A 26,073-nucleotide genomic window follows, 5' to 3' on the forward strand; every position below is an offset into this window, starting at 1 on the left:
GGCAATGGACAATCGGAGCAACACGATCGCGGGCTGGGTGCTCGCTGGCTGCGTCGCGGCGCTGGGTCTGTCGATCGGCAGCGGCATGGCGTTCAAGTCCGAACGCCCGGCCAAGATGGGCTATCCGATCGAGGGCGTCGAGGAGACCGGCGGCGGCGGCGCTGCGGCGGAGGAGCCGATCGCGGTGCGCCTGGCGGCGGCCGATCTGGCCAAGGGGCAGGCGAGCTTCGCCAAGTGCGCGGCGTGCCACACCGTTGCCGCGGGCGGCGCCAACGGCATCGGTCCGAACCTGCACGGCGTGATGGGCGAGTCGATCGCGACCGGCCACGCCGGCTTCGCCTTCTCGCCGGCGCTGAAGGCGAAGGGCGGCACCTGGACGTTCGAGGCGATGGACGCCTGGCTCAAGAGCCCGCGCAAATTCGCCGATGGCACCAAGATGACGTTCGCCGGCCTGGGCAACGCTCAGGAGCGCGCGAACATGATCGCCTGGCTCAACCAGGAAGGGTCGAACCTGCCGCTGCCGGCCGTTCCGGCCGCCGGTGCCGCCCCTGCGGCTGACACCCCGGCCGAAGGCGCCGCGCCTGGCAACACCGCCGACGTGGCGAACGCCGCGAGTCCGGCTGCCGGCGCGCCCTCGGCCGATCCCGCCGCAGCGGAGCGCGCGCCGAACTAGGCTGGCGTCGGACGGGAGCCGCACGCGGGCGCGACCCAAGGAGTAGTCGCGGATCGGCTACCCATGCTCGTCGGCGGATCACCGGCGAGCCTGGTCTCTGTCTCTGTTGGCCGATCGATCGGCACGGTTCACCGCTAAATCGTGCCGTTACGGGGCCGGAATCGTCGCGTGGGTCATTTTGCCTGCGACATGAAACACCACACCACCCCCGCTCGCCGCGCGGCCTGGCTGTTCCTCGCAGCCCCTGCGCTTCTGGCCGTCCCCGCGATCGCGCAGGACGCCTCCACCGCGCCGCCGCCCGTCCGCGTGACCGTGCCGCAGGCGACGCCGCCGGCCGCGCCACCCCCGGTTGCGACGACGGCGCCGCTCCCCGCGCAAACGCAGGCACCGCCGACGAGTCGTTCGGTTCAGGCCAACACGGTCAACCCCAACTCTCCGACGACGATCGCGCCGGGTGCGGGCGACGTCGTCGATGACGCGCGCCGCCCGGCCGCACGCACCCAGCGGGCCGCGCCCGCCCGCCAACCGATTCGTACGCAGTCCGTGACGCGGACGGTCACGACCACTGCGCCTGCCGCGATCGCGCCTGCGCCTGCGCCCGGCCCAGAGCCGCTGATCCCGCCGGTGACCGTGCCCGAGGCCGCGGCGCCCTTGCCGGTCGCCGATACCACTGCGACCGAGACGACGACTGCGACCACCAAGGACGGCGGCGCACCGCTCTGGCCGCTCGCGCTCGTCGTCGTGGCGATACTGGCAGCCGGTGCCTTCTTCCTGATGCGCAGCCGTCGCCGCGAGGCCGAATATGAAGAGTATGAGGCCGAGACGACGTATCACGACGCCGAACCCGCCTATGTCGAGCCCGTCGCGGCTCCGCAGCCGGCGGACGATCGGCCGATCGTCGTGCCCGCGCTCGCGACGGCACCGACCGCGGCCGCCGCGGCGGCCCAAGAGCCCGCCGTTGCCATCGCCGACGATGCGATCGTCAGCGACGCTCCGGCGGAAGACGTCGCGGCATTGACCGACGCCACCGCCCCGGTGCACAACCGCCCATGGCTGGAATTCGCGATGCGTCCGGTTCGCGCCGGAACCAGCGCGGACGAGGCGCTGGTCGAGATCGAACTGACCGTCGCCAATGCCGGCAGCGTGCCGGCGAAAGATGTCCGGGTCACCACCTTCATGCTGACCGACGCGCATGCCAGCGAGATGGAGAATATGCTGGTCGATACGCCGGCTGACGCGGCGATTGATCCGGTCACGATCGATCCGGGCGAAGGAACGCGTATCGACGCGACGCTCGCCGCGCTCAAGGCGGATCTCGGAGGGGATGGGCACTTTACCCCCGTGGTGGTCGCCGACGCGCGCTACACCCTGCCCGATGGTAGCGAGGGGCGGACCTCGGCATCGTTCGTGGTCGGCGTGTCGGACGACGAGGGCGGGACGCTGATCCCGATCGACCTCGCCGACCGCGTGATGCGCGAGGATATCGAAGCTCGGCTGCACGGCGCGGTCGAGCACGCCTGACGCCCGTTCCGGCGTTTCGTCCGCGGCCCCGCCCCTCGATCGGGGGGCGGGCCGTTGCCGTATCGGACGCGTGGCCCTATCCGCCCGGCATGACTTCAGCGAACCTTACCGCCGACCTGCCGAGCTTCGTCACCCACCTCGAATGCGCGATGACAGGCGATCGCTACGAGGCCGACACGCTGCAGGGCCTCAGCCGTGTCGGTCGCCCGCTGCTGGTGCGCTATGACCTCGACGGGGTACGGGTGGCGATGACGCGCGAGAGGCTGGCGGCGCGGCCGGCTGACCTGTGGAAATATCGCGAACTGCTGCCGGTGCGCGACGCGGCGAACATCGTCAGCCTTGGCGAGCAGGAGACGCCGCTCGTCACGCTCGACCGCGCGGGCACCGCCCGCGGCGCGCGCGCGCCGATCGTCAAGGACGAAGGGCGATTGCCGACCGGCAGCTTCAAGGCGCGGGGACTCGTCATGGCGATCAGCATGGCGAAGGAACTGGGCGTCCGCGCGATCGCGATGCCGACCAACGGCAATGCCGGCGCGGCGGCGGCCGCCTATGCGACGCGCGCGGGTATCGAGAGCATCATCCTGTGTCCCGACGACACGCCCGAGATCAACGTGCGCGAGATCGCCGCGCAGGGCGGCCGGGTGTACCGCGTCAACGGGCTGATCGACGATTGCGGCGCGATCGTCGCCGCCGGGTGCCGCGAGAACGGCTGGTTCGACCTGTCGACGCTGAAGGAGCCGTACCGAATCGAGGGCAAGAAGACGATGGGGCTCGAACTCGCCGAACAGCTCGGCTGGACCCTGCCCGACGCGATTTTCTATCCCACCGGCGGCGGCACCGGCCTGATCGGCATGTGGAAGGCGTTCGACGAGCTTGAGGCGCTGGGCTTCATCGGGCCCGAACGGCCCCGCATGTACGCGGTGCAGGCCGAAGGCTGCGCGCCGATGGTCCGCGCGTTCGAGGCGGGCGAGCGCCATGCCGAACGCTGGGAGGACGCGCACACCGTCGCCGCGGGCATCCGTGTGCCCAGGGCGGTCGGCGATTTCCTGATCCTCGATGCGGTGCGCGCGTCGGGGGGCGCGGCGCTGGCGGTGAGCGATGCGGCGCTGCTGGCGGCGGTAGACGAGGCGGCGCGTGATGGAATGCTGCTGTGCCCGGAGGGCGGCGCAACCTTCGCGGCATGGGATCGCGCGCTGGCCGAAGGGCTGGTCGGCGCGGACGAGCGCGTGGTTCTGTTCAACTGCGCCACCGGCCTGAAATATCCGATGCCGGACCGGTCGTGCACACTCGATCGCCACGGCGCGATCGACCTGGGAGCGCTGTGATGCGTGCAGCGAAGATTCAGCCGCCGACGCCTGGCCGCGCGGTCATGAGGGGAGCCCTGATCGCCGTCGCCGTCGCCGTCGTGCTGGCTGGTGTGCCGGCGTCCACGTCGGCACAGAATAGCACTGTCATCCCCGAGACGTTCAGCCTGCCGCCGGGGAACAGCCAGGCGACCCCGACCCCGACTCCCGCGCTGCCGAACCCCGTGACGGTGCCGACCGTCACGCCCGCGCCGCCGCCGTCGGTTGTCCCCAGCCTACCCGTGACGCGTCCGGCCGGATCGGCCGCGCCGGCATCGTCGCCGACACCGATACCGACACCGACACCGACGTCGGCGCCGACCCGAGCGCCCGACGTGAGACCGATTCCCGTGCCATCCCCGCGCGCGACGTCGGCACCCGCGTCCATCCCCGGCGCCGTTGCGCCCCCTGCGGCACAGCCCGATGCCGCGATGCCGGGCGCGGCGCCCGTTGCGGCCCCGTCGAGCGCCGAACCTGTGAGCGAGCCGGTGCCGGAAACGACGCCGGCCGGCGAAGGTCCCCCGGCGTGGCTCTGGTGGCTCGCGGGGGTCATCGCGCTCGCGGCGGCAGGGGGCGTCACCTGGCGCCGTCTCGCCACGCGCCGCGCCGCGCCGATCGCCCATGATCCGCCCGCCGCCGCCGATATGCCCGTACCGCCGACACCCAGCCCGCCCGCGCGCCCGGTGGGCCAGTCCGCCGTGGCGGCGCGCGCGCCGGTCGTGCCGCCATCCGATCGCGGGCTGCTGATCGATTTCCACCCGCAGCGGATGTGGACGCGCGGCCCCGATGCTTTCCTGGCGTTCGAGCTGGTCGTCACCAATGCGACCGGCCAGGCGCTCGACGGCATCCGCCCCGCGATCGCGCTGGCGAGCGCTGGCCCGGAGACCGCCGCCGAGGTCGCCGCCTTTCGCGCGGACGCGGCGTCGCTGCCGACCGGCGAGCCGTTCGACCTGCGCGCCGGTGAGACGCGCAGCCTGAGCGGCGAGCTGACGCTGGCGGGCGGCGCGATGTATGTGACGACGGTGGCCGACCGCGAGATGATCGTGCCGCTCGCGCTCGTCGCGCTACGCTGGCGTGCCGGGCTGGCACTGACGAGCTTGGCCGAGGCGTTCGTGATCGGCACCGGCGACGCCGCCTCTCGCCGGCTCGGCCCCATTTGGGTCGATCGCGCGGGGCAGGTCTATCCCCGGCTCGACGCGCGGCGATTCGCGACGCCGGGGAGCTGATTCCAAGGGGTTGCGGGATATAAATTGGCGTGTATTGTATCAACAACACACGCCGCTCCGGCGATCCTGGGGGAATCTGATGCAAGCTGCCGTTCGCCTGTCGAGCCTGATCGCGCTTGCCGTTGCCGCGCCAGCGGTCGTCGTGCCCTCCGCCCAGGCGCAGACCACACCGGCGCCCGTCGACCTCAAGGCATCGCTCGACCGGCTGCTCGCCGCCAGCTACTCCGCCGACGCGCCCGGCGCGACGATCATCGTGACGAAGGGCGGCGCCCCGATCTACGCCGGTGCGCGCGGCCTGGCCGATGTGGAGGCCGGCGCGCCGCTGACGCCGGACGCCGTGATCCGCATCGGATCGATCACCAAGCAGTTCACCGCCGCGATCGTCCTGCAACTGGTCGCCGAGGGGAAGCTGTCGCTCGACGATACGATGGGCAAGTTCTTCCCCGGCTATCCCGCGCCCGGTGCCGCGGCGACGGTGCGGCAATTGCTCAACCACACGTCCGGTATCCAGTCCTATACCGGGATCCCCGGCTGGATGGTCGCGGCGAACACCGGCCGCGCCTTCACCACCGACCAGCTCATCGCCGAATTCCGCGATAAGCCGGCGGAATTCCAGCCCGGCGAGCGATGGAACTACAATAATTCGGGCTACGTCCTGCTCGGTGGCATCATCGAGAAGGTGACGGGCAAGCCGTGGTATGACGCGGTGCAGGCGCGGATCGCAGGGCCGCTCGGTTTGAGGACCATCCGCTACGGCAATCCGCCCACCGAAGCCGACTGGGCCAGGCCCTATACCCGCGGGGCCGGTGGCATCGGCGCGGCGCAGGCGATCGACATGAGCGTGCCGCAGGCGGCCGGCGGGTTGGTCGGATCGGTCGGCGATGTCGCGAAATGGGCGCAGGCGCTGCACCACGGCCGCGTGGTGAGGCCAGATATGTACAAGCAGATGATCGCGCCGACCAGGCTCAACGACGGCACCGTCAACCCCTATGGCTTCGGGATCGCCAATGGTTGGGTACGCGGCGTCGCCGACCTCGAGCATTCGGGCGGCATCTTCGGCGGATCGACCGACAGCCTCTATGTGCCGTCGCAGGATCTGTTCGTCGCCGTCTTCGCCAACACCGACGCGCCGCAGACGCGCCCCGGCACCGTGATGCGCAAGGCGGCGGCGATCGCGCTGGGCAAGCCCTATGTCGAGCTTGCTCCCGTGACCGCCGACGTCGCGGCGATCGAGCCGATGCTGGGCGTCTACAGGATCGGCGGCGGGCCGGACGAGCGCCGGTTCCTCGCACGGGACGGCAAGCTGTGGATCCGGCGCGGCAGCCAGGCGCCGAGCGAGGTGTACTTCGCGGGCGACGGGCGTTTCGGGCTGCGCGGCAACAGCCTCACCTGGTTCCGCGTCGCGGCGGGCGAGGGCGGCGCCTACACGATGGAGATGTTCCAGAACGGCGAGGAACCGGGCGAGCGGGCGATCCGCACCGGCCCGGTGCCGCCCGAGGCGCCGGCGATCACGCTGCCGCGCGCGACGCTGGAGGGCTATGTCGGCAAATATGCCCTGCGCATCGGCGAGGCGACGGTGGCTTTCGGGGCCGGCGACACGCTGACGCTCCAGATCTCCGGCCAGCCGGCAGTGGCGCTCGAGGCGACCGGGCCGACCGAATTTCGCGCGGCCCGGGTCGGCGCGGACATCACGCTCGACGGCAAGACGCTGACGATCCGGCAGGCCGGTCGCGAGGTCAGCGGGCCGCGCGCGCAATAGGTAACGGGCAGGTCAGGCGGCCCCGCTCTCCAGCCACCGCATCGCCTCGTCCATTTCCCGGAATATCCGAACGCGCGGATGCACCAGCGTGCGTTCTGCCTGCAGCTTGTTGAGCTGGCTGCCCACGACCACGGCGACGTGGCCGGTCGTCAGGTCGATGCCGTCGCGCATGATCTGCGACAGAAGGTCGGCGACGTCGGTGGCCTGTACCGGGAAATCGAACGATTCGACGAGCACGCGAAAATCGCCGCGCACAGCCGATGCGGCTCTCAACTGCCCGTCGATCGCGTCAGCCAGCGCGGGAACGTCGTCCGGGTCCAGGAAGCCGCTGACGTGGATCGTCAGGATGTTGCGGCGCGGATCATAGGCCAGCCGGTGCATGCGGAATAGACGCCCTCAGCGATCGCGTGGCCGGATAGGCGCGCGGCGGGCCTCTCTGGTCGCTGGCGGGCGCCGGGGCAAGCGGCGCGTCAGTCGAGCACCCGACCGATGCGGACCAGCACCCCGGTGGGGTCGCTGACCGCGAACTCGTACGTTCCCCATGGCTTCGCGTGCGGGGCGCCGGGTTCGATGATCAGATCGCGCACCCGGCCGGCCACCGCATCGACATCGTCGACATAGAGGTAGAGGCCGAAGGGGTTATCCTCCGCGACGCGCGGCCAGCCGGGCATGCGGTTAAGATGGAGGTGCCAGCCCCGGCCGTCGGACAGGATGCGATAGTGTCTGTGATCGCTGACGACCATCAGGCCCAGGCGTGCGTAGAAGGCGGTACTGGCGTCCAGATCGTTCGCGGGGATGATCGCGGCGATGTGGTGCTGGGTCGGCATGGCGGCTCCTGGTGGATTGCGAGCCGGGATCATCCGCGCTTTCGGTGCGTAGGGAAAGCGACGGCGCGTAAAAGAAAAGGGCGACCCGCGCGTGGCGGGCCGCCCTGTTTCTTCGGCCTGGCCACCATCGAAGTGAATTCGATGGCGTCGGGCGGCGCATGGCACCGCCGGCCGGCCTTGTGCGAAGCGGGGCTGTCGCCAGCCCCGCCCGCGCTGAGGCTTACTTGACCTCGACGGTCGCGCCGGCTTCTTCGAGCTGCTTCTTGAGCTTCTCGGCTTCGTCCTTCGACACGCCTTCCTTGACGGCCTTCGGGGTCGATTCGACCAGCGTCTTGGCTTCGGTCAGGCCCAGGCCGGTGATGGCGCGGACTTCCTTGATGACGTTGATCTTCTTGCCACCGTCGCCGGTCAGGATCACGTCGAACTCGGTCTGCTCTTCAGCGGCCGGAGCGCCACCGGCGCCACCGGCGGCCGGGCCGGCAACGGCGACGGCAGCGGCGGCCGAAACGCCCCACTTCTCTTCGAGCAGCTTCGAAAGCTCGGCGGCTTCGAGGACGGTCAGTTCGCTCAGCTGGTCGACCAGCGCGTTCAGATCAGCCATTTCAATACTCCAGTTCTAATTCGGGTTGGTAACTTCAGGACAGCCTCAGGCCGCCTGCTTTTCCGCATATGCCGAGAGCACGCGGGCGATCTGCGCCGCCGGTGCCTGGGTGATGGTGGCAAGCTTGGTGGCGGGTGCCACCAGCAGGCCGACGATCTTGCCACGCAGCTCGTCGAGCGACGGCAGCGAGGCGAGCGCCTTCACCCCTTCCGCGTCGAGCATCTGGCTGCCCATCGCACCGCCGACGATTTCGAACTTGTCGTTCGTCTTCGCGAAGTCGATCGCAACCTTGGCTGCGGCGACCGGATCGGTGGAAGTGGCCAGCCCGACCGGACCGGTCAGCAGGTCGGCAAGACCCGCGTAATCGGTGCCCTCGAGCGCGATCTTGGCAAGCTTGTTCTTGGAGACCTTATAGGCGGCACCGGCCTCGCGCATCTTCGTGCGGAGCTGCGTCGACTGGGCGACGGTCAGTCCCAGGTTGCGGGTGACGACAACGACGCCCACTTCCCCGAAATTGCTGTTCAGCGCGGCAACGGCCTCGGTCTTTTGCGAACGATCCATGCCATTCTCCTCAAATATGGACCGCCCCTCATGACGAGGCGCAGCCCGGTACAATGCCCGGACCCGAGGGGCCGAGCGGTCGTGTCCAACGAGGGGAAAGGATCGTCGCGGCGCGGCGGAAAGCGGCACCCCAACCCGAACCGCCTGGGCGGTGCGGAGAAAATCTGTTCCCCGTCTAGGCAGGACATTAAGGCCGGCAAATCCCGGCCACCTGCTGTCTCGGACGGACGATCGCGCGGGCGAACCCGTCGATCAGGGGCGGGCAACTAGCATCTCTGCGCGCGAAGTCAATGAGTCGTGACCCGCGGTGGCGGGGCGTGTCAGGGCTCGACGGGTTCCGCCGCGTCGGCCTGCGCCGCCGCAGTCGCGGCCTCGCGTTCGGTGCGCAAGCGGGTTACACGCTCCGCGCTCGCCGCCATCGCCTCAAAGGCGGCAACCGACCGCATCGCGCGGTCGCGGACGTTGTCGAGGCTCGCGGCGTCAGCATCGCTGCGCGCTCGATCGGCCTGCGCACGAAAGAAGGCTGCATCATTCGCCATTGGTCGTGTCCGCCAGAAAGAGGTGTCGAACACCGGCGACACAGCAGGAAGCGCTGTGCCGCCGGCCCAAGTCGTCAGTCGGCAGCCTGAAGGTTGACCGCCGCCATCTTGCCACGGCGATCCTCCTCGAGCTCGTAGGTGACGCGCTGGTTCTGGTTCAGCGTGGCGAAGCCGGCGCGCTCGACCGCGCTGATATGGACGAAGGCGTCGTTGCTGCCGTCCTCCGGCGCGATGAAGCCGTAGCCCTTGTCGGCATTGAAGAATTTGACGGTGCCGGTGATGGCCATGATGGCGTCCTTCTCTGTCTTGACGGCGCACCGAGGATGGAGCGCCGGTCGCTCTAGGGCAGGGAAAGAAGGAGCAAGGGGCCGCAAAGCGCCGAAGACCGTCGATATGCGACTGTAGCCCGCCCCATATGGGGCGCGGCTGGCCGCTTCACAAGGGACTCTCGCCGGCGGCTCTGAGACCCGGGCTATTCGCGCTCCGCCGGCTGGGTCGCGTTGGCGGGTTCCTCCTCGCGGTTTACGCGGGCCGTCATGCCGGTGGCGTCGGCGTCGTGCTGGATCTGCTCGCGGTCGGGGAGCGGGGCGGGGGCGGGGGTGTTCTCGACCACCGGCTCCGGCGTGTTCATCACCAGCGGCGCTTCCTCGACGTTCATGGCCTCGTTAGTGACGTCGAGCATCTCTACGGCGTTGTCGGCAGGCGGTGCGGGCTCGTTCGACGAGCAGGCGGCGAGCAGGGCGGCGGGCGCGAGCGCGAAAAGCATCTTCTTCATGGCGGGTCCCCTTGTCTGTCGTCAGTCGGCCGCGATCGCCGACTGCTGGATTTGCGAGCGTTTCTCGATCTTGGCAGCGAGCTTGCCGTCCCAGCTGTACGGATCGGCGCGGAAGTTCATCGTCCCGTTGGCCGAGGCGAAGGCGGTCCAGTAGAGCAGGTACACCGTCGTCTGCGTCGGCAGCTTCACCCGCTGCGTCTTGCCGGCATCGACCGCGGCCTGGATCGTCCCGGAATTCCATTCGGGCGATGTGCGCAGCAGCAGTTCGGCCAGTTGGGCAGGCTTTTCCAGCCGGATGCAGCCGTGGCTGGCCAGCCGGTCGAACCGCGCGAAGCCGGCCTGGGCGGGCGTATCGTGCAGATAGACGGCAAACGGATTGTCGAAATCGAACTTGAACCGGCCCAGCGACGACTGCGGCCCCGCGGCCTGCTGGAGCCGGCGGCCCGGCCCAGTGCCGATCACCTTGAAACCGTTGCGCGCCAGATAGTCCGGCCCCTTCGGGAACAGTTCGCGCGCGGCGATACCGGCGGGCACGTTCCACGGCGGATTGATGACGATCGAATGGATCGCCGATTGCAGCATCGGCGTCGCGCTGTCCGGCGCGCCGGTCACGCCCTTCATCGACATGATCGGTTCGTCGCCCTCGAACACCGTCACCAGCGCGGCGGCGATGTTCACCTGGATGCGGTTGCGATCCAGTTCCTTGGGCAGCCAGCGCCAGCGTTCCATATTGGCCATGATCTGGCGCACGCGATCGGTGGCGGAGACGTTGAGCGCGGCGAGCGTCTGGCCGGCGACGGTGCCCGTGGGGTTGAGGCCGTAGCGGCGCTGGACGCGCTGGACGGCGGCCTTCAGCTCCGCGTCGAAACCGTCGCCTGCCCTGGCGACCTGGTCATCCTCGATCGCCAGCCGCTCGCGCAGCGCGCGCACCCGCGGGCCCTTGGCACCCATCACCAGATCCGGCCCGGCGGCGAGCTTCGGCCAGCCGCCCAGGGCCTCGAGCGCGCGATATTTGTCGAGCCCTTTCTGCAGGCCGTCATAGCCGGCGTAGGGCGGCGCGAGATTGCGGCCCCAGCGCGCGAGGCTGTTCTTCGCGACCGCATCGGCGAAGGCGGGCAGGGGATCATAGGCGGCCGGGCGCAATGCCCAATCCGCCTCGAAATCGGCCTCGGCCAGCCGCCCGGCGCGCACCGCGCGGGCATAGTCGAGCGCGGCGCGGACCAGCGCGTCATTGTCGCTCGCCGTCACAGGCGCGGTCGCCGCGTCGTGGCGCAGGCCGTGGGCCAGCCGTCCGTCGGCGATGATCTGCGCCAGTTGGGCGCTCAGTTCCGGCGTCAGTTGCGGCAGCGGCACGGTGGCGGCGACCGGAGCGACCGGCGCCGTCGATGGCGGAAGCTGCGCCGGGGCGGGAGCCCGTTCGATAGCCGGCGTCGGCGCGGGTTGGGTCACCTGCGCCTGGGCGGTCGCTGCAAGCGACGCGACAGAGGTCAACAGGGCGGATCGGAACAAGAGGGTACGCATCTATCCTGATCGCTTGGGAGGGTGATCGGCTTCTAGGTCAATCGACCGGAATTTCAAAGGTGGATGCTCACTGCCCGATCACAGGCCGTGAAGGTTGAGCGCCGTCACCAACAGCGCCTCCGCCGCGCCCAGGCGGTCGAGCAGGGCGGGGCGTTCGGCGTCGGCGAGCGCGGCGAACTCATCCGGGCACGCCGCGGCATAGCCGTCGATCACCCGCAATTCCGCGCGCAGCTGCACCACTTCATGGACCAGGCTGGACAGTGGCTGGACGCGATCGTTCAGGGCCAGCGCGCAATGCGCGAGTGGCGGCGCAAGCGTATCGTCCAGCACAGCTCGCGCCAGTTCCTCGAAACGCGCATGCAGTTCGGCCAGCAGGTCTGCGGTCAGATCCCGGGCGGTCAGTTTCGTCAGGGCCATGCACGTCTCGATCGCCGTTCCCCGCACCACATGACGGGGTCGATCAGAGACCGCGAAACGGCGGCGATACCTACTGTGAAAATTACGAGTGGCGCCGGCGGTGCCAGCGGGACTAAGCGAACCGCCTGTCAATCGTGACGGATCGGTCGCCGGTTCCGAACCGGGCGCCACGGGGCACCTCGCGAACGTTACGCTCGCTGGCCGCCCCGCAGCCGTGTCTCAAGACTGGCGAGCAAATCTGCTCCCCGCTCGCACCCGGTCGAGGCTGGCCGTCCCGGTCCGTCGCGATTGGCAGACCGCAACCCCGTCCGGGCCATGGCCGATCACAGCATCCCGGCACGGATCGCCAGCGCGACAGCGTGAACCTTGTTCACCGCGCCCAGCTTTCTGGTGGCGTTGTGAAGGTGGAATTCCACCGTCCGCGCGCTGATTCCCAGGATCACCGCGGTCTCCCACGCGGTCTTGCCGATACTGACCCACGCAAGGCATTCGCCTTCCCGATCGCTCAGGATTCGTTCTGATCGCCGGGTGGCGTCATCGCCCAATCCGGGCGGCAGGGCGGCGGCGGTCGGGGTGTTCTCGCCGGATGCGTCGGCGATACATCCCACCGCGCGCAGGTTGCCGGTCACCGGATCGTGGATCAGGCAGGCGACCGAGCGTATTCGCCCGATCTGGCCCCGGGGCCGTACAATCCTGAACTCGATGTGATAGCGTTCGTCCGCCTCGATCAGTTCGTTGATCCTGGCGTGATCGATCTGGGTCGCGGCTTCGGCGTCGTCGGGATGGATGAACCGCCGGAGCTTCTCGCGCGTGTCGATCCGGTGCACCGTCGGGTCGAGGCCCATGATCGCATACCAGCGCGCGCTGCACAGCAGCGTGTCGGACGGGACGTCATAGTCCCACAAGCCGCCGGCCATGTTCCCCGACCCATCGACCACGCCCGGATTTGCCCCGCTCGGAAAAGTTGCGATTGCTCGCGTTTCGACAGCCCTCAACGAGAGAGGGCCGGAAACGATGTTCCGGCCCCCTTGTTCCAATTGTCTTTTACGATGGTCGGCGGCGGTCAGGCCGCGGCCACCTCCGCCACGTCGACCTTCACGCCCGGGCCCATCGACGACGACAGGGCGATCTTGCGCAGATACTTGCCCTTGGCGCCCGACGGCTTGGCCTTGACGACGGCATCGACCAGCGCGTCGAAATTCTCGCGCAGGTCGGCGGCCGAGAAGCTCGCCTTGCCCAGGCCGGCATGGATGATGCCCGCCTTTTCGACGCGATATTCGATCTGGCCGCCCTTGGCCGCCTTGACGGCTTCGGCGACGTTCATCGTCACGGTGCCCAGCTTCGGGTTCGGCATCAGGCCCTTGGGACCCAGCACCTTGCCCAGCCGGCCGACGACGCCCATCATGTCCGGCGTCGCGATGCAGCGGTCGAAATCGATCGTGCCGCCCTGGACGATCTCCATCAGGTCTTCCGCACCGACCACGTCGGCGCCGGCTTCGCGCGCCTCGTCAGCCTTCGCGCCCTTGGCGAAAACGCCGACACGCACCGTCTTGCCGGTGCCCTTGGGCAGCGTCACGACGCCACGGACCATCTGGTCGGCGTGGCGCGGATCGACACCCAGGTTCAGCGCGATCTCGACCGATTCGTCGAACTTGGCGGTAGCGTTCGCCTTGACGATGCCGATGGCTTCATCGACGCCGTGCAGCTTTTCGCGGTCGACCGTGATCGCCTTCTGCTTCTTGCTCACGAATGCCATGATCTCAGCCCTCCACCACTTCGAGGCCCATCGCGCGGGCGGAGCCTTCGATGATGCGGGTCGCCGCTTCGATATCGTTGGCGTTCAGGTCCTTCATCTTCGCTTCCGCAATCGCCGACAGGGCGGAACGCTTGATCTTGCCCGCGCTGACCTTGCCCGGCTCCTTCGAGCCCGACTTCAGGTTCGCCGCCTTCTTGATCAGATACGTCGCGGGCGGCGTCTTGGTCTCGAAGCTAAACGAACGGTCGGCATAGACAGTGATGACGGTGGGCAGCGGCGTACCCTTTTCGGCATCGCCGGTCTGCGCGTTGAACGCCTTGCAGAATTCCATGATGTTCACGCCGCGCTGACCCAGTGCCGGGCCGATCGGCGGCGACGGATTGGCGGCGCCGGCGGGCACCTGCAGCTTGATATAGCCGGTAATCTTCTTGGCCATGTGGCCTCCTCACTCTTTAGCTGGGCCGCGAACGCAACAGCGCCCCGCCCGTTCAAGTTTAGCGGTCCAGGCGGGCTCCCTGCTCGGGTGCCCTCCCGCAGATTTCCAATGCTGATGCGATGGAAGGCGGCGCCCCTAGCGCAAAAGGGGCGCGCGCGCAATCCGCCGGGTCAGAACTGTTTGCGCAGACCCAGCCGGAAGGTGCGACCGACCGGATCGAGCAGGTCGGGCTGGTAGTTGATCGGAACGCTGCCGCTGGCATCGCGCACCTTCAGCCGCGCGTCGAGCAGGTTGTTGACGTTGAGGAACAGCCGCGTGCCGCGCAGCCAGCGATGCTCGCGCACCGCCGCCATCGACGGATTGAAATCGACGAAGCTGCGCAGTTGCAACGTCATCAGCGGTGAGAATTCGAGGTCGGTCGGCGCGGTGCGCGTGCCGCCGCGCACGAACGTGCCCGACTGCCAGGTGCCGCTGAGCGCCAGGCCATAGCCCTTGAAGTTGCCGCCGATCCGGCCGCGGATCTGGTGTCGCGACGATCCGCCGCGGGTGTTGACCGCGTCGCCGCCCAGCAGGTCGAGCACGGGCAGGGTCGGATCGATCGTGATCGTGTCGGTCAGGCGGATGGTGTGGTCGATCGACACCTGGATGCGTCCGCCGCCGCCACCGGGCCCCATCCCGCGAAAACCGCCAACGCCGCCAGCTGGGCCGCCAAAGCGTCGGGCCTGGCCGCCTTGGCCGGCACCCGCGCGCGGCGCGCCGCCTTCGGTTCCGGGCGGGCGCTGGCCGCCCTCTGTGCCGCCGAACTGGCGCTGGGGCGGCTGCGGGCCGATCCTGCCCATGAAGAACAGGCCCCAGCTGATCTGTTCCTGGTCCGAACGATCGAAGTTGATCGGGCGATTGTCGAACCGGATCAACTGCCCGTTCAGGTCGCGGGTGAAGCGGGTCGGGAACGCCGCCTCCAGCGCCGCGGTGGGCGCGGGCAGGTTTGCGATCGGGTTGACGGTGCGCGTGCCGGTATATTCGACGCGCAGGTTGATCGGCTTGCCCTGGAAGGGCGTGATATTCGCCTGGAAATTCGTCTTGCGGACCTCCGGCGTCAGCAGGTTCGGGTTGCCGCCGTCGATCTGCGTCACATTGACGCTTTCGCCCCGCACGAAATCGAAGAGGCGGACGTCGGGCGTGACGACCAGCGGGTTGCCGCGCTGTGCGCTCGACGGCGCATTTTCGTCGCGCGTCACGCTGGCGATCAGGAACAACTGCTGGATCGGCGACCAGTTGGCGCCATAGCCCCAGGTCTTGAGCGTGCCGAAATCGGAAACCCGGTCGAACTGGAGGTTGCCGTTGACCGAAAGGTTGCCGAGCGCGCCCAGCACGTTCCGGCCTCGGTTGGCGATCGGCACGTCGATGCGCGCCTGTGCGGTGGCGGTGTCGCGTTCGGTGCGAGTCGCGCTGGCGATGCCCGAACGGATCGCGCGCGCATCGAGATCGACCAGCTCGAAGCCGGCCTTGCCGCTCAGCCGCGCCGGCCCGGCGGGCAGTTCCACGATCGGGCCGTTCGCCTGGATGTCGGAACTGACGACGGTGTTGATCGAGCGGGCATAGTCACGTCGCATGTCGCCCAGCAGTACCGCGTCGAACGGCTGAAACGGGTTGATCGCGGCATCGCCCGCGGCGAGGCGGGCCGAAAGTGGCGCCAGGTCGAAGCTCTGGTCGGTCAGCGTGCGCGAGAAGCCGCGGTTGTAGGTGCCGGTATAGGACCAGCGCCACCGTCCGGCATCGCCGTTCAGTGCGATTCCGACACTCGCGGTGTTGGTGTCGACCGCGCGCTGCCGCGCGCCGCCCTCGACGAGATAGCGGTCGATCGTCACGCCGTTGGCGAAGGGCGAGAAGGGATTGGTCGCCGGCAACGCCAGGCTGGCGGTGGCGAGGCCAAGCTGCGAATCGCTCGACTGGGTCTCGAAGCTGGCGTTGAGCGATGCATCGACGCCCAGCACCGTGCGGGCATAGGTCGCCGTGCTCTTGAGCTCGCGCCGTGCCGGGCTGAGTGTCCGGTAGGCGGCGAAATCGCTGGGATTGGGTTGCGGGAGGAAGGCCGACAACGCGGGACGGCCGGTGATGCCGGCCGGCATGCCGGCGACGGCGAGCGTGCCGAGGCCCGGATCGATCTGGGTACGCCCCGCGCCGGGCGAAACGTTGCCGGTGATCGAATAGGGGCGGGCGGGCGCGGTCGGGATAATATCCCGATCCGCCTCGAAGATCGCGGTCTGCGCCTCATACTCGACGTTGACGTTCAGCCGCGTGTCGTTCGCGATACGGACGAGGTTCGCCTCGACCTCGCCGCTGTAGCGGTCGCCCTGCGTCGCGCCGCCGAGCTGCACCTCGCCGCTCCACGACCGGAAGCGGCGGCGCAGCACGAAGTTGATGACGCGCTGTTCGGGCCGGTAGCCGAGTTGCTGCGCGGCCTCGGGCGGCAGGATTTCGGTGCGTTCAAGGGCTTCCGGCGGGAATTTCTCGATCTCGCGCGGGCCGGAGATGCGGCGGCCGTTGAGCAGGAACACCGGTTGGCCGCCCGCCGTTCCGCGACCCGCGCCGATCTGGGGCGCGAGCTCGGCAACCAGATCGGCGATCGAGCTGACGCCGTAGGCACGGATGTCACTGGCGCGCAGCACCTGTTCGGGCTTGACGTCACCCGGCACCGAACCGCGCTCGCGCTGGCCGGTGACGGTCACTTCGCCAGTCGAGTCAGGCTCTTCGCCCTCATGATCTGGCGCGGGATCCTCGGCCGGAGCCGTCGCCGGGGCATCCTGCGCGGAGGCGGCCGGATTGAGGGTCACGGCGGCTACGCCGGCAAGGAGCAGGGTCATACGCTTGTACATGTCAGGAAAGATCAGCCCTTTGTGTCCGCCGCTTCGGGGGCGCGGCGTTCGTCGCGACCGGCACCTACAGCCGATTTGTCGCAAAAAATTGGCAGCGGTCGCAAAAAACGCGGGCGCGTCAGGAATCGAGGATCGGCTCGCCTTCGGTCGCGCCGATCCAGAAGGCGGTCGAGCCGTCGCGGTCGCGTTCGGTACGAAAACGTATGCCCCAGCCGCGCAGCGTCTCGATCGGGTCGGCCGCGCCCACTTCCGCGAACTTGCGCCGGATGCGGTGGATCAGCACGTCGCGGCTTTCCACGCAGCATCCGTTCGCAGCCAGCACCGCGTTGGTATCCTCCCAGCTCAGGCGGCTGCGGCGCATCAGCGCGCCCAGCAGCTCCGCCTCGATCGGTGACAGTGCGACGCGCTGGCCGTTCCAGCGGAATTCCAGCGGATCGAACGTCATCGTCACCGCACCCCGTTTCACCAGGGGGCGGCGCTCGAGGAGCGGGAACAGGGCGGGGAGGGACGGCGCCTCGGCATGCATGGGCCCGGCGCTAGGGCCGTGGAGCCGCCGCCGTCGCGCGCCAAGTCGCGAACCGGCCGGTCCCGGCGACAAATGCACGGGTGCCCGTGTGTCGCGCCATCAACAGCACGCCAGATCGCACGAACCGCGCGGCCACGGCTTGGCAGCGGCGCCCGGGCGGCCCTAGCAGGAGGGCATGGCAGATCATCGCCCCTCGACCGGCAGCGCGCGGTTCACGCACCGCATCGCGGCGGTGACGATCCTGCTGTTCTGGGCGGCGCAATTCTCGTTGCTGACGACGCAGAGGCTGGTGTTCGGTGCGGAGGACGATGCGAGCTTCTATGTCGCGCGCCTGCTGGTCGCCGCGGTGGGCGTGCTGCTGTCTTTCGTGATGCTAAGGTTCCACGTCGCGACTCGCGGGCGGTCGCTGGCGCAGCGGTTGGGCTTTGCCGTGATCGCTGCGTTGGCGGGTGCGGCGCTGCACGCGTTCGCCAACTATTGGTTGTTCCGCTTGCTGGTGCCGAAGGATACGATGGCCGAGGCGGGGCTGTTGATGCACCTGCTGGCGATGCTGCAATGGTTCTGGACCTATGCCGCGATCTCGGGCCTGCTGCTGGCGATCGTCTATTCGGGCGAGGTGCGCGATCACGAGCGCCGCACCGCGCAGTTGCAGCGCGAGGCGCACGAAGCGCATGTCCGCGCACTGCGCTATCAGCTTAACCCGCATTTCATGTTCAACACGCTCAACTCGATCGCCGCGCTGATCGGATCGGGTGCGGTCGAGCCGGCTGAGCGGATGGTCGAGAACCTGTCCGATTTCCTGCGCGCGGGGCTCGCGATCGATCCGGCCGAGGATATTCCGCTGGCCAAGGAGATCGAGCTGCAATCGACCTATCTGGCGATCGAGGCGGTGCGTTTTCCCAACCGGCTGGTGGTCGACATCGACGTGCCCGACGCGGTGCGCACGGTGCCGGTGCCCAGCCTTATCATCCAGCCGCTGGTCGAGAATGCGGTGCGCCACGCGGTCGCGCCGTCGATCGAGCCGGTGCGCGTGACGATCCTCGCCCACGCCGAGGGCCGGCGCCTGCGCATCCGCGTGCGCAACGGCGGGCCGGGCGGCGTGGGCGGACGGCCTGCCGCCCCCGGCACCGGCGTCGGCCTCGCCAACGTCGCGGAGCGATTGCGCACGCGGTATGGCGACGACTGCGGCTTTGCCGCGGGACGGATGGGCGACGGCGGGTTCGAGGTGACTTTCGCGATTCCGATGGAGGGGCAGTCGGCATGATCCGCTTTCTGATCTGCGACGACGAACCGCTGGCAGTAGAACGGCTGCGCGACCTGGTCGGGCGCGTCGCCGGCACCCAGGTGGTCGGCACCGCGACCGACGGCCGCGCGGCGCTGGCCGCCGTTGCCGAACATGCGCCCGACGCGCTGCTGCTCGATGTCGAGATGCCCGCGCTCGACGGCTTCGACGTGGTCGAGGCGCTGGCCCAGCAGGGGACGGGTGCGGCGACGCCGCTGATCGTGTTCGTCACCGCCTATCCGCAGTTCGCCGCGCATGCGTTCGACACCGGCGCCATCGATTTTCTGACCAAGCCGGTGCGGCTCGCGCGGCTCGACACCGCGATTGACCGTGTCCGCCGCGCACTGGAGGATCGCGACGCCGGCCAGCGGCTGGCCGAGCTCGCGCGTCAGATCGAGATGCTGCGCGAGCAGCGTCGCGGCGATGGCGCGGAGGGTGCCCATCTGTGGGTCCAGCGGCGCGGTGAGAATGTCCGTATCGACCTGGGCCAGGTCGATCGCGTGCAGTCCGAGGGCGAGTATGTCCGTATCTTCCACGGCAATGCGTCCTATCTGCACCGCGAACCGATCAGCAGCCTGATCGAACGGTTCGATGCCGGCCGTTTCGTGCGCATCCACCGATCGCACATCGTCAACCGCGACCGGGTTGCATCGATTCGCCGGCGGCCGGCGGGCGGCTACACGATCGTCACCGATACCGGCGAGCTGTTGCCGGTCGGGCGCAATTATCGCGCCGTGGTGAAGACGCTGGTCGGCAAGGGCGAATGAAGGGGGATTGAACCGCGGCGCATCCCGGGCATTATCCGGACATGCGCATGTTCCTCCTCGCGGCGCTGCCGCTTTCGCTGGCCGCCTGCGGCGGTGCTTCCGACAACGCCAAGGCGCCCGTCGCGCCTGCCGGTTACAGCGACGTGCAAAAGCAGGTGATCGCGCTGGACAAGCCGCAGCTGCACATCGTCTTCATCCGCGCCATCCTTGACGCCCAACAGACGTGTCAGGGCGTCACCGAATCGGCGCGCGGCGCGGATGTGAAGGGCGATCCGCTGTGGATCGCGCGGTGCAGCGGCGGCGCGCGTTTCCAGATCAGTATCGGCCCCGACGGCACGGCACGGGTTACGGGGCCGCTCAGCAACCCGCCGGCCGGCTGACGGGCCGGCTGGACCCTGATTCATTCGAGTTGGAACGCCGTGTTCCGGCGAAGGCCGGAACCTTGGCCGCCCGCGCCTGTGATCGCCTACGCTCCGGCCTTCGCCGGAGAGCCGGCCTGATCTGGGACGGTTGGCCGGTCCTGGCCCGCCCGTGCCCTACAGCCCGATGATGCCGCCGTCGGTGCGCTGGATCACGATCGTCGCCGAGCGCGGGCGCACGCCGGCCGCCGCGCCGGACTGGTTCGCCGGCCAGTTGCTGGTGGGTGCCGCGGCGGATCCGGTCTCGCCCGGATGCTGGACGTTGACGAACAGCGTGCGGCCGTCGGGCGAGGTATCCACGCCGGTGATCGCTGCCTCGTTCGGGCCGACCAGGAACCGGCGCAACGCCGCCGGCACCGGTGGCTTGCCCAGACGGGTTGCCTGTTCGGTCCCCGAATTGTTGATCGTCTTGGCGGCCGCGGTGCCATTGTCCCCCACCAGGCCGCCGCCCAGCCCGACCAGCATCTGGTTGTTGGTCACGTCGCGATAGGCGGCGTCGTCGGTGCGGATGAACATCAGCGGCGAACTGGTGCCCGCCGGGTTGCCCGGCTTGGCGAAGCCGATGCCTTCCGGCCCGGAGAAGTCGTTGGTCGCATCAAGCGCGGAGACGTTGATGTTGGTCGCATCCAGATCGGCGCCCGCGCCGAAGGCGTAGACATCCCAGGTGAAGGCCGTCGCTTCCGTCGTGCCGGTTTCCTTGATGCGCAGCACATGGCCGTTGCGGTTGCCGACCTGCGCGCTGGGCGGATCGACATAGGCGCGCGGATTGGCCGGATTGGTATTCGCCGCGTTGCGCGCGTCGTTGCCGTTCAGCGCCAGGACGATCTCGCCGGTCGCCATGTTCGCCGCCAGCCCTTGCGGACGGTCCATCTTGGTCGCCTGCAGCACGTCGCCCGCCAGCCGGGCGTGGACCAGCACGTCGGCCTGGTCGGTGAAGCTGAAGGTCGTGTTGGCGGCGTCCAGTCCGTTCTGTCCGAACGTCAGCGGCACCCAGCTGCCGGTGCCGTCGGCGGCGAATTTCGCAACATAGAGCGTGCCGGTGTCGAGATATTTGTCGCCGATCGCCATGCGATCGGTCGCCGCCGCGTCGGCCGAGGCCCAGGCGGTGTTCGACACGAACTTGTAGAGATATTCGTCCTGTCCGCCGTCGGTCATGTACACGCCGGGCTTTACCCCGACGATGGCCGGGTAGGCGAGGAGGCCAGCGTGGGCGAAGCGCCCGAGCGAGGTGCGCTTCCGCACGCTCGCCGCCTTGTCATAGGGATCGACCTCGATCACCCAGCCGAACTGGTTGGGTTCGTTGCGATAGTCGGCCGGCGCGCCGCTGCCGGTCGCCTGCGCGTCCCAACGGGCGTACTGGCTGCCCGCCGCCGCGGCGGTCGCCCAGCCATAAAGTCCATCGGTGCCGGTGATGCCGTAGCGGCGCAGCGCGGTCAGTTCCTTCGCCGTACGGCGCGCATCGTCGCTGGCCGGCGGGCGACGGAAATAGCGGGCCCATTTCTCCTCGCCGGCGATCGCGGTGCCCCAGCCGGTCGCGCCGAGCTGGGCGTTGCCGATCGTCCCGCGCCCGGCGGTGCCGTCGGTCGAGAAGGCGGTCTGCAGGTTCGCCGTGCCCTTCACCGCGCCGTTGAGCAGCACGGCGGTGTTGGGCGTCACGCGGCGGTTGAGCGCGCTGTCCTGCACGCGCGACCAGACGTTGCCGGCTGCGGCGGCGGCATCGACGATGCTCACGCCGTGCGCCTCGATTTCCTTGACGACTTCGGCGGTCGGGCGCGTGCCCCCCGGGGCGGTCGGCCCGGCGGGGTGGAGATAGGCCTGGGTGATGCCTTCATGGCTGATCGCCAGCAGGCCGCGCGCGCTGTTCGACACGTCGATGCCGGTGCCGGCGGCGGTCAGCCCGAAATAGACGAAGCCTGCCGCGTGGTCGCCGATGCGCGTCGTGAAATCGCCGTCGCTGCCGTTGTTGGCATAGGCGGCGGTGCCCGCGGCGATCGGATCCCCGGTCGCGACCAGCGTTGCGATGCTGTAGCCGGCCGGGATGGTCACGCGATCGTCGCGGTTCTTGGCGACCGCCGCGAATCCCAGCACGCCGGGGCTGGCGGTGACGTTCAGATCGAACACGCCGGTATTGCCGCTGTTGTCGGTCGCGGTGACGCGGATGACGATCGTCGAGACGGTAGCGACGGCGGGCGCGATGAAGCTGGTGGTGCCGCCGGTCGTCGCCGACAGCGTGACGGGCGCGCCTGAGACCTGGACATAGGTGATGCCGGTGACCGTGCCGTTGTCGGTCGCGCTCGCCGCGATCGTTATGCGGTTGCCTGCCGTCGTCGTGGTCGGCGTCGCCGTGGCGGTGACGATCGGGGCGGGGTCGCCAGGCGAGGCGTTGCCGCCCCCGCCGCCGCACGCCGCGAGCAGCGATCCGCCGACCACCGTCATCGCCGCCGCCGAAGCGGAACCGCGCAGCGCGTCGCGCCGGGAATAGCGCCGCGCGATCAGGTCGCCGATCGTGTGGGCGGAGCGGGTCAGGTCGGTCATCGGTAATCCTCGGAACTGAACGAACGGGGCGCATGCGCCGGATGGCTTGGCTGATTAGCGCGCGCCGACGCTTTTGCCACGCCTTTCCTGTTCGCTGCCCGAGGATTGCGGCGGTTTGCGGGCCGAGGCGACGTGCCCCGGCCCGCCAGTCCTAGTCGTCAGAGGCCGACCACCCCGCCGTCGTTGCGCGTGATGACCACCGTCGCCGAACGCGGACGGTTGCCCGACGCGGGACCGGCCTGGCTCGCCGGCCAGTTGCTGCTGAGCGCGGCGATGCTGCCGTCTTCGCCGGGATGCTGGATGTTGACGAACAGCGTGCGGCCGTCGGGCGTCGAATCGACGCCGGTGATCTCGCACTGGATGGGGCCGACCAGGAACCGCTTGAGCGCCGTGCCCGGCGTCTTGCCGATGATCGTCGCCTGCGTCGTGGTGGCGCCCGCCGCGTTGCGGTTGGTTACCGTCCGCGCGGCCCCGTCGCCGACCTGGCCGGGCAGCGCCGCCAGCATCATGCAATTGGTGACGTCGGTGTAGGCGCCGTCGTCGGTCTGGATCCACAGCAGCGGATTGCCCTGGCCCGATGCGTTGGAACCACGGCCGAACCACAGGCCGTCCGGCGACGAGAAGTCGTTGGTCGCGTCGAGCCCCGACAGGTTGATGTTCGCCGCGTCCAGATCCGATCCCGCGCCAAAGGCATAGATATCCCAGCGGAACGTCGTCGCCTCGGTCGTGTCGCCGGTCTCGCGCAGGCGCAGGATGTGGCCGTTGCGGTTGCCGAAGCTGGCCGAGGGCGGGTCCTGGTAGGATCGCGGATTAGCGGCGTCGGTGTTCGCGTTCGTCCGCGTCGAGTTGTTGGTCAGCGTCAGGTACATCTCGCCGTTGACCGGATTGACTGCCGTCCATTCCGGGCGGTCCATCTTCGTCGCGCCCAGGAAATCGGCCGCGAGGCGGCAATGCGTCAGCACGTCGGCCTGGTCGACGAAGGGGTAGAGGCTGTTCGAGGCGGTCAGGCCGTTCTGGCCGAACACCAGCGGGAGCCACTGGCCATTGCCGCTCGCGTCGAATTTCGCGACGTACAGCGTTCCGGCGTCGAGATATTTGTCGCCGATCGCCATCCGGTCCGTGGCGTTGGCGTCGTTCGCGACCCAGGCCGTGTTCGACACGAACTTGTACAGATACTCGTTCACCGCGTCGTCACCCGTGTACCAGGCCGGCTTGCGGCCGACGACGAAATTGCCCGGCCAGCAGCCTTCGTGGTTCATGCGGCCCAGCGCGGTGCGCTTCTTGATCGGCTTCGACGTGTCGTACGGGTCCATCTCGACCACCCAGCCATATTGGTTGGGCTCGTTGCGGAAATCCGCGGTCGCCGATGTACCGGTCGCCTGCGCGTCCCAGCGGCGATAGAGGGTGCTCGACGCATCCGCCGGAGTGACCGTCGCCCAGCCATAGTTGCCGCCCGACGATCGCACGCCATAGCGGGTCAGCGCCGTGACTTCCTTCGCCGTCCGGCGCGCGTCGTCGGCGGCGGTCGGACGCCGGAAATAGCCGGCCCAGTTTTCCTCGCAGGTCAGGCTGGTGCCCCAGGGCGTATAGCCGTTGGCGCAATTGTTGATGGTGCCGCGCGCATCGGTGCCGTTCGGCGACCAGGCGGTCTTCATCAGATCATTTCCACGCGCGGGGCCGGCGAGGGTCGTCGGCGTGTTGGGCGTGACGCGGCGGTTGAGCTGCCCCGCCTGGACATAGTTCCACGCACCGTTGGTGCCCTGCGACACCTCGACCACCGATACGCCGTGCGCCTCGATCTCCTTGCGCGCCTCGGCCTCGGGGCGGGCGCCGCCCACCGTGGTCGGGCCGTTGGGGTGAAGGTAGATCTGGGTGAGGTTCTCGTGGTTCATCACCAGCAGGCCCCGGCTGCTGTTGGTCAGGTCGCGGGCGTTGCCGGTCGCGGCGAGCGGGAAATAGAACAGCGCGTCGTGGTGGTCGCCCGCGCGGTTCGCGAAATCGGTGTCGGTGCCGTCGTTCTTGTACGCCGGCGTGCCCGCCGCGATGGGATCGCCCAGCCGGTACAGCACGCTGACGGTATAGCCCGCCGGCACGGTCACGACGTCGAGCCGGTTCTTGGCGACTGCGGTGAAATTCAGCGCGGCGGGCTGGACGGTGATCGTCGTCTCGGTGCTCGACGTCTGGAACTTGTCGTCGACCGCGGAGAAGCGGATGACGATCGGCGTCGCGGCGGTGACGGCCGGGGCGATGAAGCTGGTGGTCGTTCCGCTCGTCGCCGACAGGGTGACGGCGGGGCCGCTCAGCTGGGCGAAGCTGGTCGCGCCGGTCGTGCCGTTGTCGGTCGCGGTGGCGGTCAGCGTCACGCGGCTGCCGGAACTGGTCGTGCCGCTGGTGCCGACCGACACGACGGGTGCTGCATCGGCGGTCGTCTTCGCATCGCTGCCGCACGCGCTCAGGATCGTGCCGCCGAACACCGCCATCGCCGCCGCCTGGGTGCCCCCGCGCAGCGCCGCGCGGCGCGAATAGCGGTGGTCGATCATCTCGGTCAGCGACGGATTGCCGCTGCGGTTGGTATCGACGTCGCCGTCGTCATAGCCATAGTCGATCGTCATCTTGCGTCCCCCTGGTGGATCGGTTGCCGATCGCTCCATTGGCCGCGCCGGACGACTCCGCGGTGACGGGCCGACGACGATTCGATTGCGTGGCGGCGACGGTTTGATGACGCGCTTCCCCCGATGCGGCCGCACCGTTATGGGCGCGGGGTGACCGCCGACCCCTCGCCCAGCCTGGCCAGCCGCCTCGCCGCGCGCTTCGCAACAGCGTCGGCCGGGCGCGACTCGCGCGCCGGGATCGCCGTCGCGCTGCTGCTCGCCGCGGCACCGCTCGTCGTGTGGGCCGGCGCGCGCTGGACCCAGGCGGGGGTGGTGCGCGATGCCGCCGCGATCCGCGCCACCGCCGCGCCGCGCCTCGCGCTGATCGACGCGCGGGGGCAGGCGCACGCCGAACTCGATGCGCTGTTCGACCGGCCCGGCGTTGCCGCGACGCTCGACGCGCTGGCCCGCGCGCTCCCGTCGGGCGCAATGCTGGTGCGGGCCGGGCGGGGCGCCGATGGCCGGCTTGCGGCGGAGGTGTCGGCCGCCGATCCCGATCGTCTGCGCGCCGCGCTGCGCCGTCATCCCGCGACGCAGCGGCTGCGCGATACCGGCCAGCGGCGCGGCGACGCGGCCATGCTGGTCACGCTGGAGGAGCCGCGATGAGGCTGCCGCCCGTCGCGCTCGGCGCGCTCGCGGGCTTCGCGCTCGCCGCCGCCGCGACGCCGTTCGCCGCAGGCGCGCTCGGTGACCTGAAGGCCGCGCGCATCGATCGCGCGACGCTGGCGCAGGTCGCGGCGGCTCCAGCCCCGGCGCGCGATGTGGTGATCACGGATCAGGCGATCGCTGCGCCCGATGCCGGCGCCGCGGCGGACGCGCTGGCAGCGCGGCTGCGCGCGCTCGCAGGCCAGGCTGGCCTGACGGTCGAGGAAGCGGTGCCGCAGCCATCGCTGGCCCTCGCGAGGGCGCGTCTGCGCTTTACGGGATCGGAGGTCGCGGTGATCGCCTTTGCCGACGCGGTCGAGCGCGGCGTGCCGGTGATCCGTTTCGCCCGCTGGTCCGCCGAGGCGCGGGGCGGGCAGGTGGTGCTGGCCGGAGAGGCGGTGGCGCCATGGCGATGAA

Annotated in this window: 27 protein-coding genes; 10 read left to right on the forward strand and 17 right to left on the reverse strand. The window is 69.4% G+C overall.

Features of this window, described 5'->3' with window-relative positions; genetic code table 11:
* Positions 1 to 4 precede the first annotated feature (4 nt).
* From VYI76_RS15400 to VYI76_RS15410, 3 genes are all read left to right on the forward strand, one after another.
* Positions 5 to 673: a c-type cytochrome gene (locus tag VYI76_RS15400; protein WP_326525662.1), complete on the forward strand. Its 669-nt coding sequence runs from the start codon at positions 5 to 7 to the stop codon at positions 671 to 673.
* Positions 674 to 862: 189 nt separating this feature from the next.
* Positions 863 to 2,194 carry a hypothetical protein gene (locus VYI76_RS15405; RefSeq protein ID WP_326525663.1) on the forward strand — a complete coding sequence of 444 codons (1,332 nt, stop codon included), beginning with the start codon at positions 863 to 865 and terminating at the stop codon, positions 2,192 to 2,194.
* Between the two features lie 89 nt (positions 2,195 to 2,283).
* On the forward strand, positions 2,284 to 3,519 hold the full coding sequence (locus VYI76_RS15410; RefSeq protein ID WP_326525664.1) for a threonine synthase: 1,236 nt from the start codon (positions 2,284 to 2,286) through the stop codon (positions 3,517 to 3,519).
* Positions 3,520 to 3,535: 16 nt separating this feature from the next.
* On the opposite strand, the gene VYI76_RS15415 is transcribed toward VYI76_RS15410, so the two are convergent.
* Positions 3,536 to 3,925: a hypothetical protein gene (locus tag VYI76_RS15415; RefSeq protein ID WP_326525665.1), complete on the reverse strand. Its 390-nt coding sequence runs from the start codon at positions 3,923 to 3,925 to the stop codon at positions 3,536 to 3,538.
* An 88-nt stretch (positions 3,926 to 4,013) separates the two neighbouring features.
* On the opposite strand from VYI76_RS15415, the gene VYI76_RS15420 reads away from it, so the two are divergent.
* Together VYI76_RS15420 and VYI76_RS15425 are read left to right on the forward strand one after the other, a co-directional pair.
* The gene (locus VYI76_RS15420) at positions 4,014 to 4,763 is read left to right on the forward strand and encodes a hypothetical protein (protein WP_326525666.1); all 750 of its coding nucleotides are present in this window, start codon (positions 4,014 to 4,016) and stop codon (positions 4,761 to 4,763) included.
* Positions 4,764 to 4,842: 79 nt separating this feature from the next.
* Complete coding sequence (locus VYI76_RS15425) at positions 4,843 to 6,522, forward strand: serine hydrolase domain-containing protein (RefSeq protein WP_326525667.1); 1,680 nt, start codon at positions 4,843 to 4,845, stop codon at positions 6,520 to 6,522.
* Between the two features lie 12 nt (positions 6,523 to 6,534).
* On the opposite strand, the gene VYI76_RS15430 is transcribed toward VYI76_RS15425, so the two are convergent.
* The 14 genes from VYI76_RS15430 to VYI76_RS15495 form a co-directional block, all read right to left on the reverse strand.
* Entirely contained in the window at positions 6,535 to 6,903 is a 369-nt protein-coding gene (locus tag VYI76_RS15430) for an STAS/SEC14 domain-containing protein (RefSeq protein ID WP_326525668.1), read from the reverse strand.
* A gap of 89 nt (positions 6,904 to 6,992) precedes the next feature.
* On the reverse strand, positions 6,993 to 7,349 hold the full coding sequence (locus VYI76_RS15435) for a VOC family protein (protein ID WP_326525669.1): 357 nt from the start codon (positions 7,347 to 7,349) through the stop codon (positions 6,993 to 6,995).
* A 220-nt stretch (positions 7,350 to 7,569) separates the two neighbouring features.
* Positions 7,570 to 7,950, reverse strand: a complete 381-nt coding sequence (rplL, locus tag VYI76_RS15440) for a 50S ribosomal protein L7/L12 (protein WP_326525670.1) — start codon at positions 7,948 to 7,950, stop codon at positions 7,570 to 7,572.
* Between the two features lie 45 nt (positions 7,951 to 7,995).
* Entirely contained in the window at positions 7,996 to 8,511 is a 516-nt protein-coding gene (rplJ, locus tag VYI76_RS15445) for a 50S ribosomal protein L10 (RefSeq protein ID WP_326525671.1), read from the reverse strand.
* 320 nt (positions 8,512 to 8,831) lie between these two features.
* Positions 8,832 to 9,050 (reverse strand): hypothetical protein, encoded by a 219-nt coding sequence (locus VYI76_RS15450; protein ID WP_326525672.1) that lies wholly within the window; start codon positions 9,048 to 9,050, stop codon positions 8,832 to 8,834.
* Positions 9,051 to 9,124: 74 nt separating this feature from the next.
* Positions 9,125 to 9,337 carry a cold-shock protein gene (locus VYI76_RS15455; protein ID WP_326525673.1) on the reverse strand — a complete coding sequence of 71 codons (213 nt, stop codon included), beginning with the start codon at positions 9,335 to 9,337 and terminating at the stop codon, positions 9,125 to 9,127.
* A gap of 185 nt (positions 9,338 to 9,522) precedes the next feature.
* Complete coding sequence (locus VYI76_RS15460) at positions 9,523 to 9,825, reverse strand: hypothetical protein (protein WP_326525674.1); 303 nt, start codon at positions 9,823 to 9,825, stop codon at positions 9,523 to 9,525.
* Between the two features lie 21 nt (positions 9,826 to 9,846).
* Positions 9,847 to 11,346, reverse strand: a complete 1,500-nt coding sequence (locus VYI76_RS15465) for a L,D-transpeptidase family protein (protein ID WP_326525675.1) — start codon at positions 11,344 to 11,346, stop codon at positions 9,847 to 9,849.
* 78 nt (positions 11,347 to 11,424) lie between these two features.
* A complete protein-coding gene (locus tag VYI76_RS15470) occupies positions 11,425 to 11,763 on the reverse strand; it encodes a hypothetical protein (protein WP_326525676.1) in 339 nt (112 codons plus the stop codon).
* Positions 11,764 to 12,086: 323 nt separating this feature from the next.
* A complete protein-coding gene (locus tag VYI76_RS15475; RefSeq protein WP_326525677.1) occupies positions 12,087 to 12,680 on the reverse strand; it encodes a helix-turn-helix transcriptional regulator in 594 nt (197 codons plus the stop codon).
* A 146-nt stretch (positions 12,681 to 12,826) separates the two neighbouring features.
* Positions 12,827 to 13,519: a 50S ribosomal protein L1 gene (gene rplA / locus VYI76_RS15480; RefSeq protein WP_326525678.1), complete on the reverse strand. Its 693-nt coding sequence runs from the start codon at positions 13,517 to 13,519 to the stop codon at positions 12,827 to 12,829.
* 4 nt (positions 13,520 to 13,523) lie between these two features.
* Complete coding sequence (rplK, locus tag VYI76_RS15485; protein WP_326525679.1) at positions 13,524 to 13,955, reverse strand: 50S ribosomal protein L11; 432 nt, start codon at positions 13,953 to 13,955, stop codon at positions 13,524 to 13,526.
* Positions 13,956 to 14,125: 170 nt separating this feature from the next.
* Positions 14,126 to 16,831: a TonB-dependent receptor gene (locus VYI76_RS15490; RefSeq protein WP_326525680.1), complete on the reverse strand. Its 2,706-nt coding sequence runs from the start codon at positions 16,829 to 16,831 to the stop codon at positions 14,126 to 14,128.
* A gap of 118 nt (positions 16,832 to 16,949) precedes the next feature.
* A complete protein-coding gene (locus tag VYI76_RS15495; protein ID WP_326525681.1) occupies positions 16,950 to 17,297 on the reverse strand; it encodes a winged helix-turn-helix domain-containing protein in 348 nt (115 codons plus the stop codon).
* 235 nt (positions 17,298 to 17,532) lie between these two features.
* Between VYI76_RS15495 and VYI76_RS15500 the strand changes: the two genes are divergently transcribed.
* From VYI76_RS15500 to VYI76_RS15510, 3 genes are read left to right on the forward strand one after another with little or no spacing between them, the layout of a single operon-like run.
* Positions 17,533 to 18,621 carry a sensor histidine kinase gene (locus tag VYI76_RS15500; RefSeq protein WP_326525682.1) on the forward strand — a complete coding sequence of 363 codons (1,089 nt, stop codon included), beginning with the start codon at positions 17,533 to 17,535 and terminating at the stop codon, positions 18,619 to 18,621.
* Positions 18,618 to 19,406 (forward strand): LytR/AlgR family response regulator transcription factor, encoded by a 789-nt coding sequence (locus VYI76_RS15505; protein WP_326525683.1) that lies wholly within the window; start codon positions 18,618 to 18,620, stop codon positions 19,404 to 19,406. The genes VYI76_RS15500 and VYI76_RS15505 overlap by 4 nt, the downstream gene beginning before the upstream one ends.
* 41 nt (positions 19,407 to 19,447) lie before the next feature.
* Positions 19,448 to 19,786, forward strand: coding sequence for a hypothetical protein (locus VYI76_RS15510; RefSeq protein WP_326525684.1), 339 nt, complete (start codon positions 19,448 to 19,450; stop codon positions 19,784 to 19,786).
* A 156-nt stretch (positions 19,787 to 19,942) separates the two neighbouring features.
* Here VYI76_RS15510 and VYI76_RS15515 read toward each other — a convergent pair whose 3' ends face one another.
* Together VYI76_RS15515 and VYI76_RS15520 are read right to left on the reverse strand one after the other, a co-directional pair.
* Positions 19,943 to 22,360, reverse strand: a complete 2,418-nt coding sequence (locus VYI76_RS15515; protein ID WP_326525685.1) for a PhoX family protein — start codon at positions 22,358 to 22,360, stop codon at positions 19,943 to 19,945.
* A gap of 158 nt (positions 22,361 to 22,518) precedes the next feature.
* Complete coding sequence (locus VYI76_RS15520) at positions 22,519 to 24,972, reverse strand: PhoX family protein (protein WP_326525686.1); 2,454 nt, start codon at positions 24,970 to 24,972, stop codon at positions 22,519 to 22,521.
* A gap of 150 nt (positions 24,973 to 25,122) precedes the next feature.
* Between VYI76_RS15520 and VYI76_RS15525 the strand changes: the two genes are divergently transcribed.
* Positions 25,123 to 25,617 (forward strand): hypothetical protein, encoded by a 495-nt coding sequence (locus VYI76_RS15525; RefSeq protein WP_326525687.1) that lies wholly within the window; start codon positions 25,123 to 25,125, stop codon positions 25,615 to 25,617.
* Positions 25,614 to 26,072 (forward strand): hypothetical protein, encoded by a 459-nt coding sequence (locus VYI76_RS15530; protein WP_326525688.1) that lies wholly within the window; start codon positions 25,614 to 25,616, stop codon positions 26,070 to 26,072. The genes VYI76_RS15525 and VYI76_RS15530 overlap by 4 nt, the downstream gene beginning before the upstream one ends.
* The last annotated feature ends 1 nt before the right edge of the window (position 26,073 follow it).

Source organism: Sphingomonas sp., assembly GCF_035910975.1.
In the GTDB taxonomy this organism is placed as follows: Bacteria; Pseudomonadota; Alphaproteobacteria; order Sphingomonadales; family Sphingomonadaceae; genus Sphingomonas.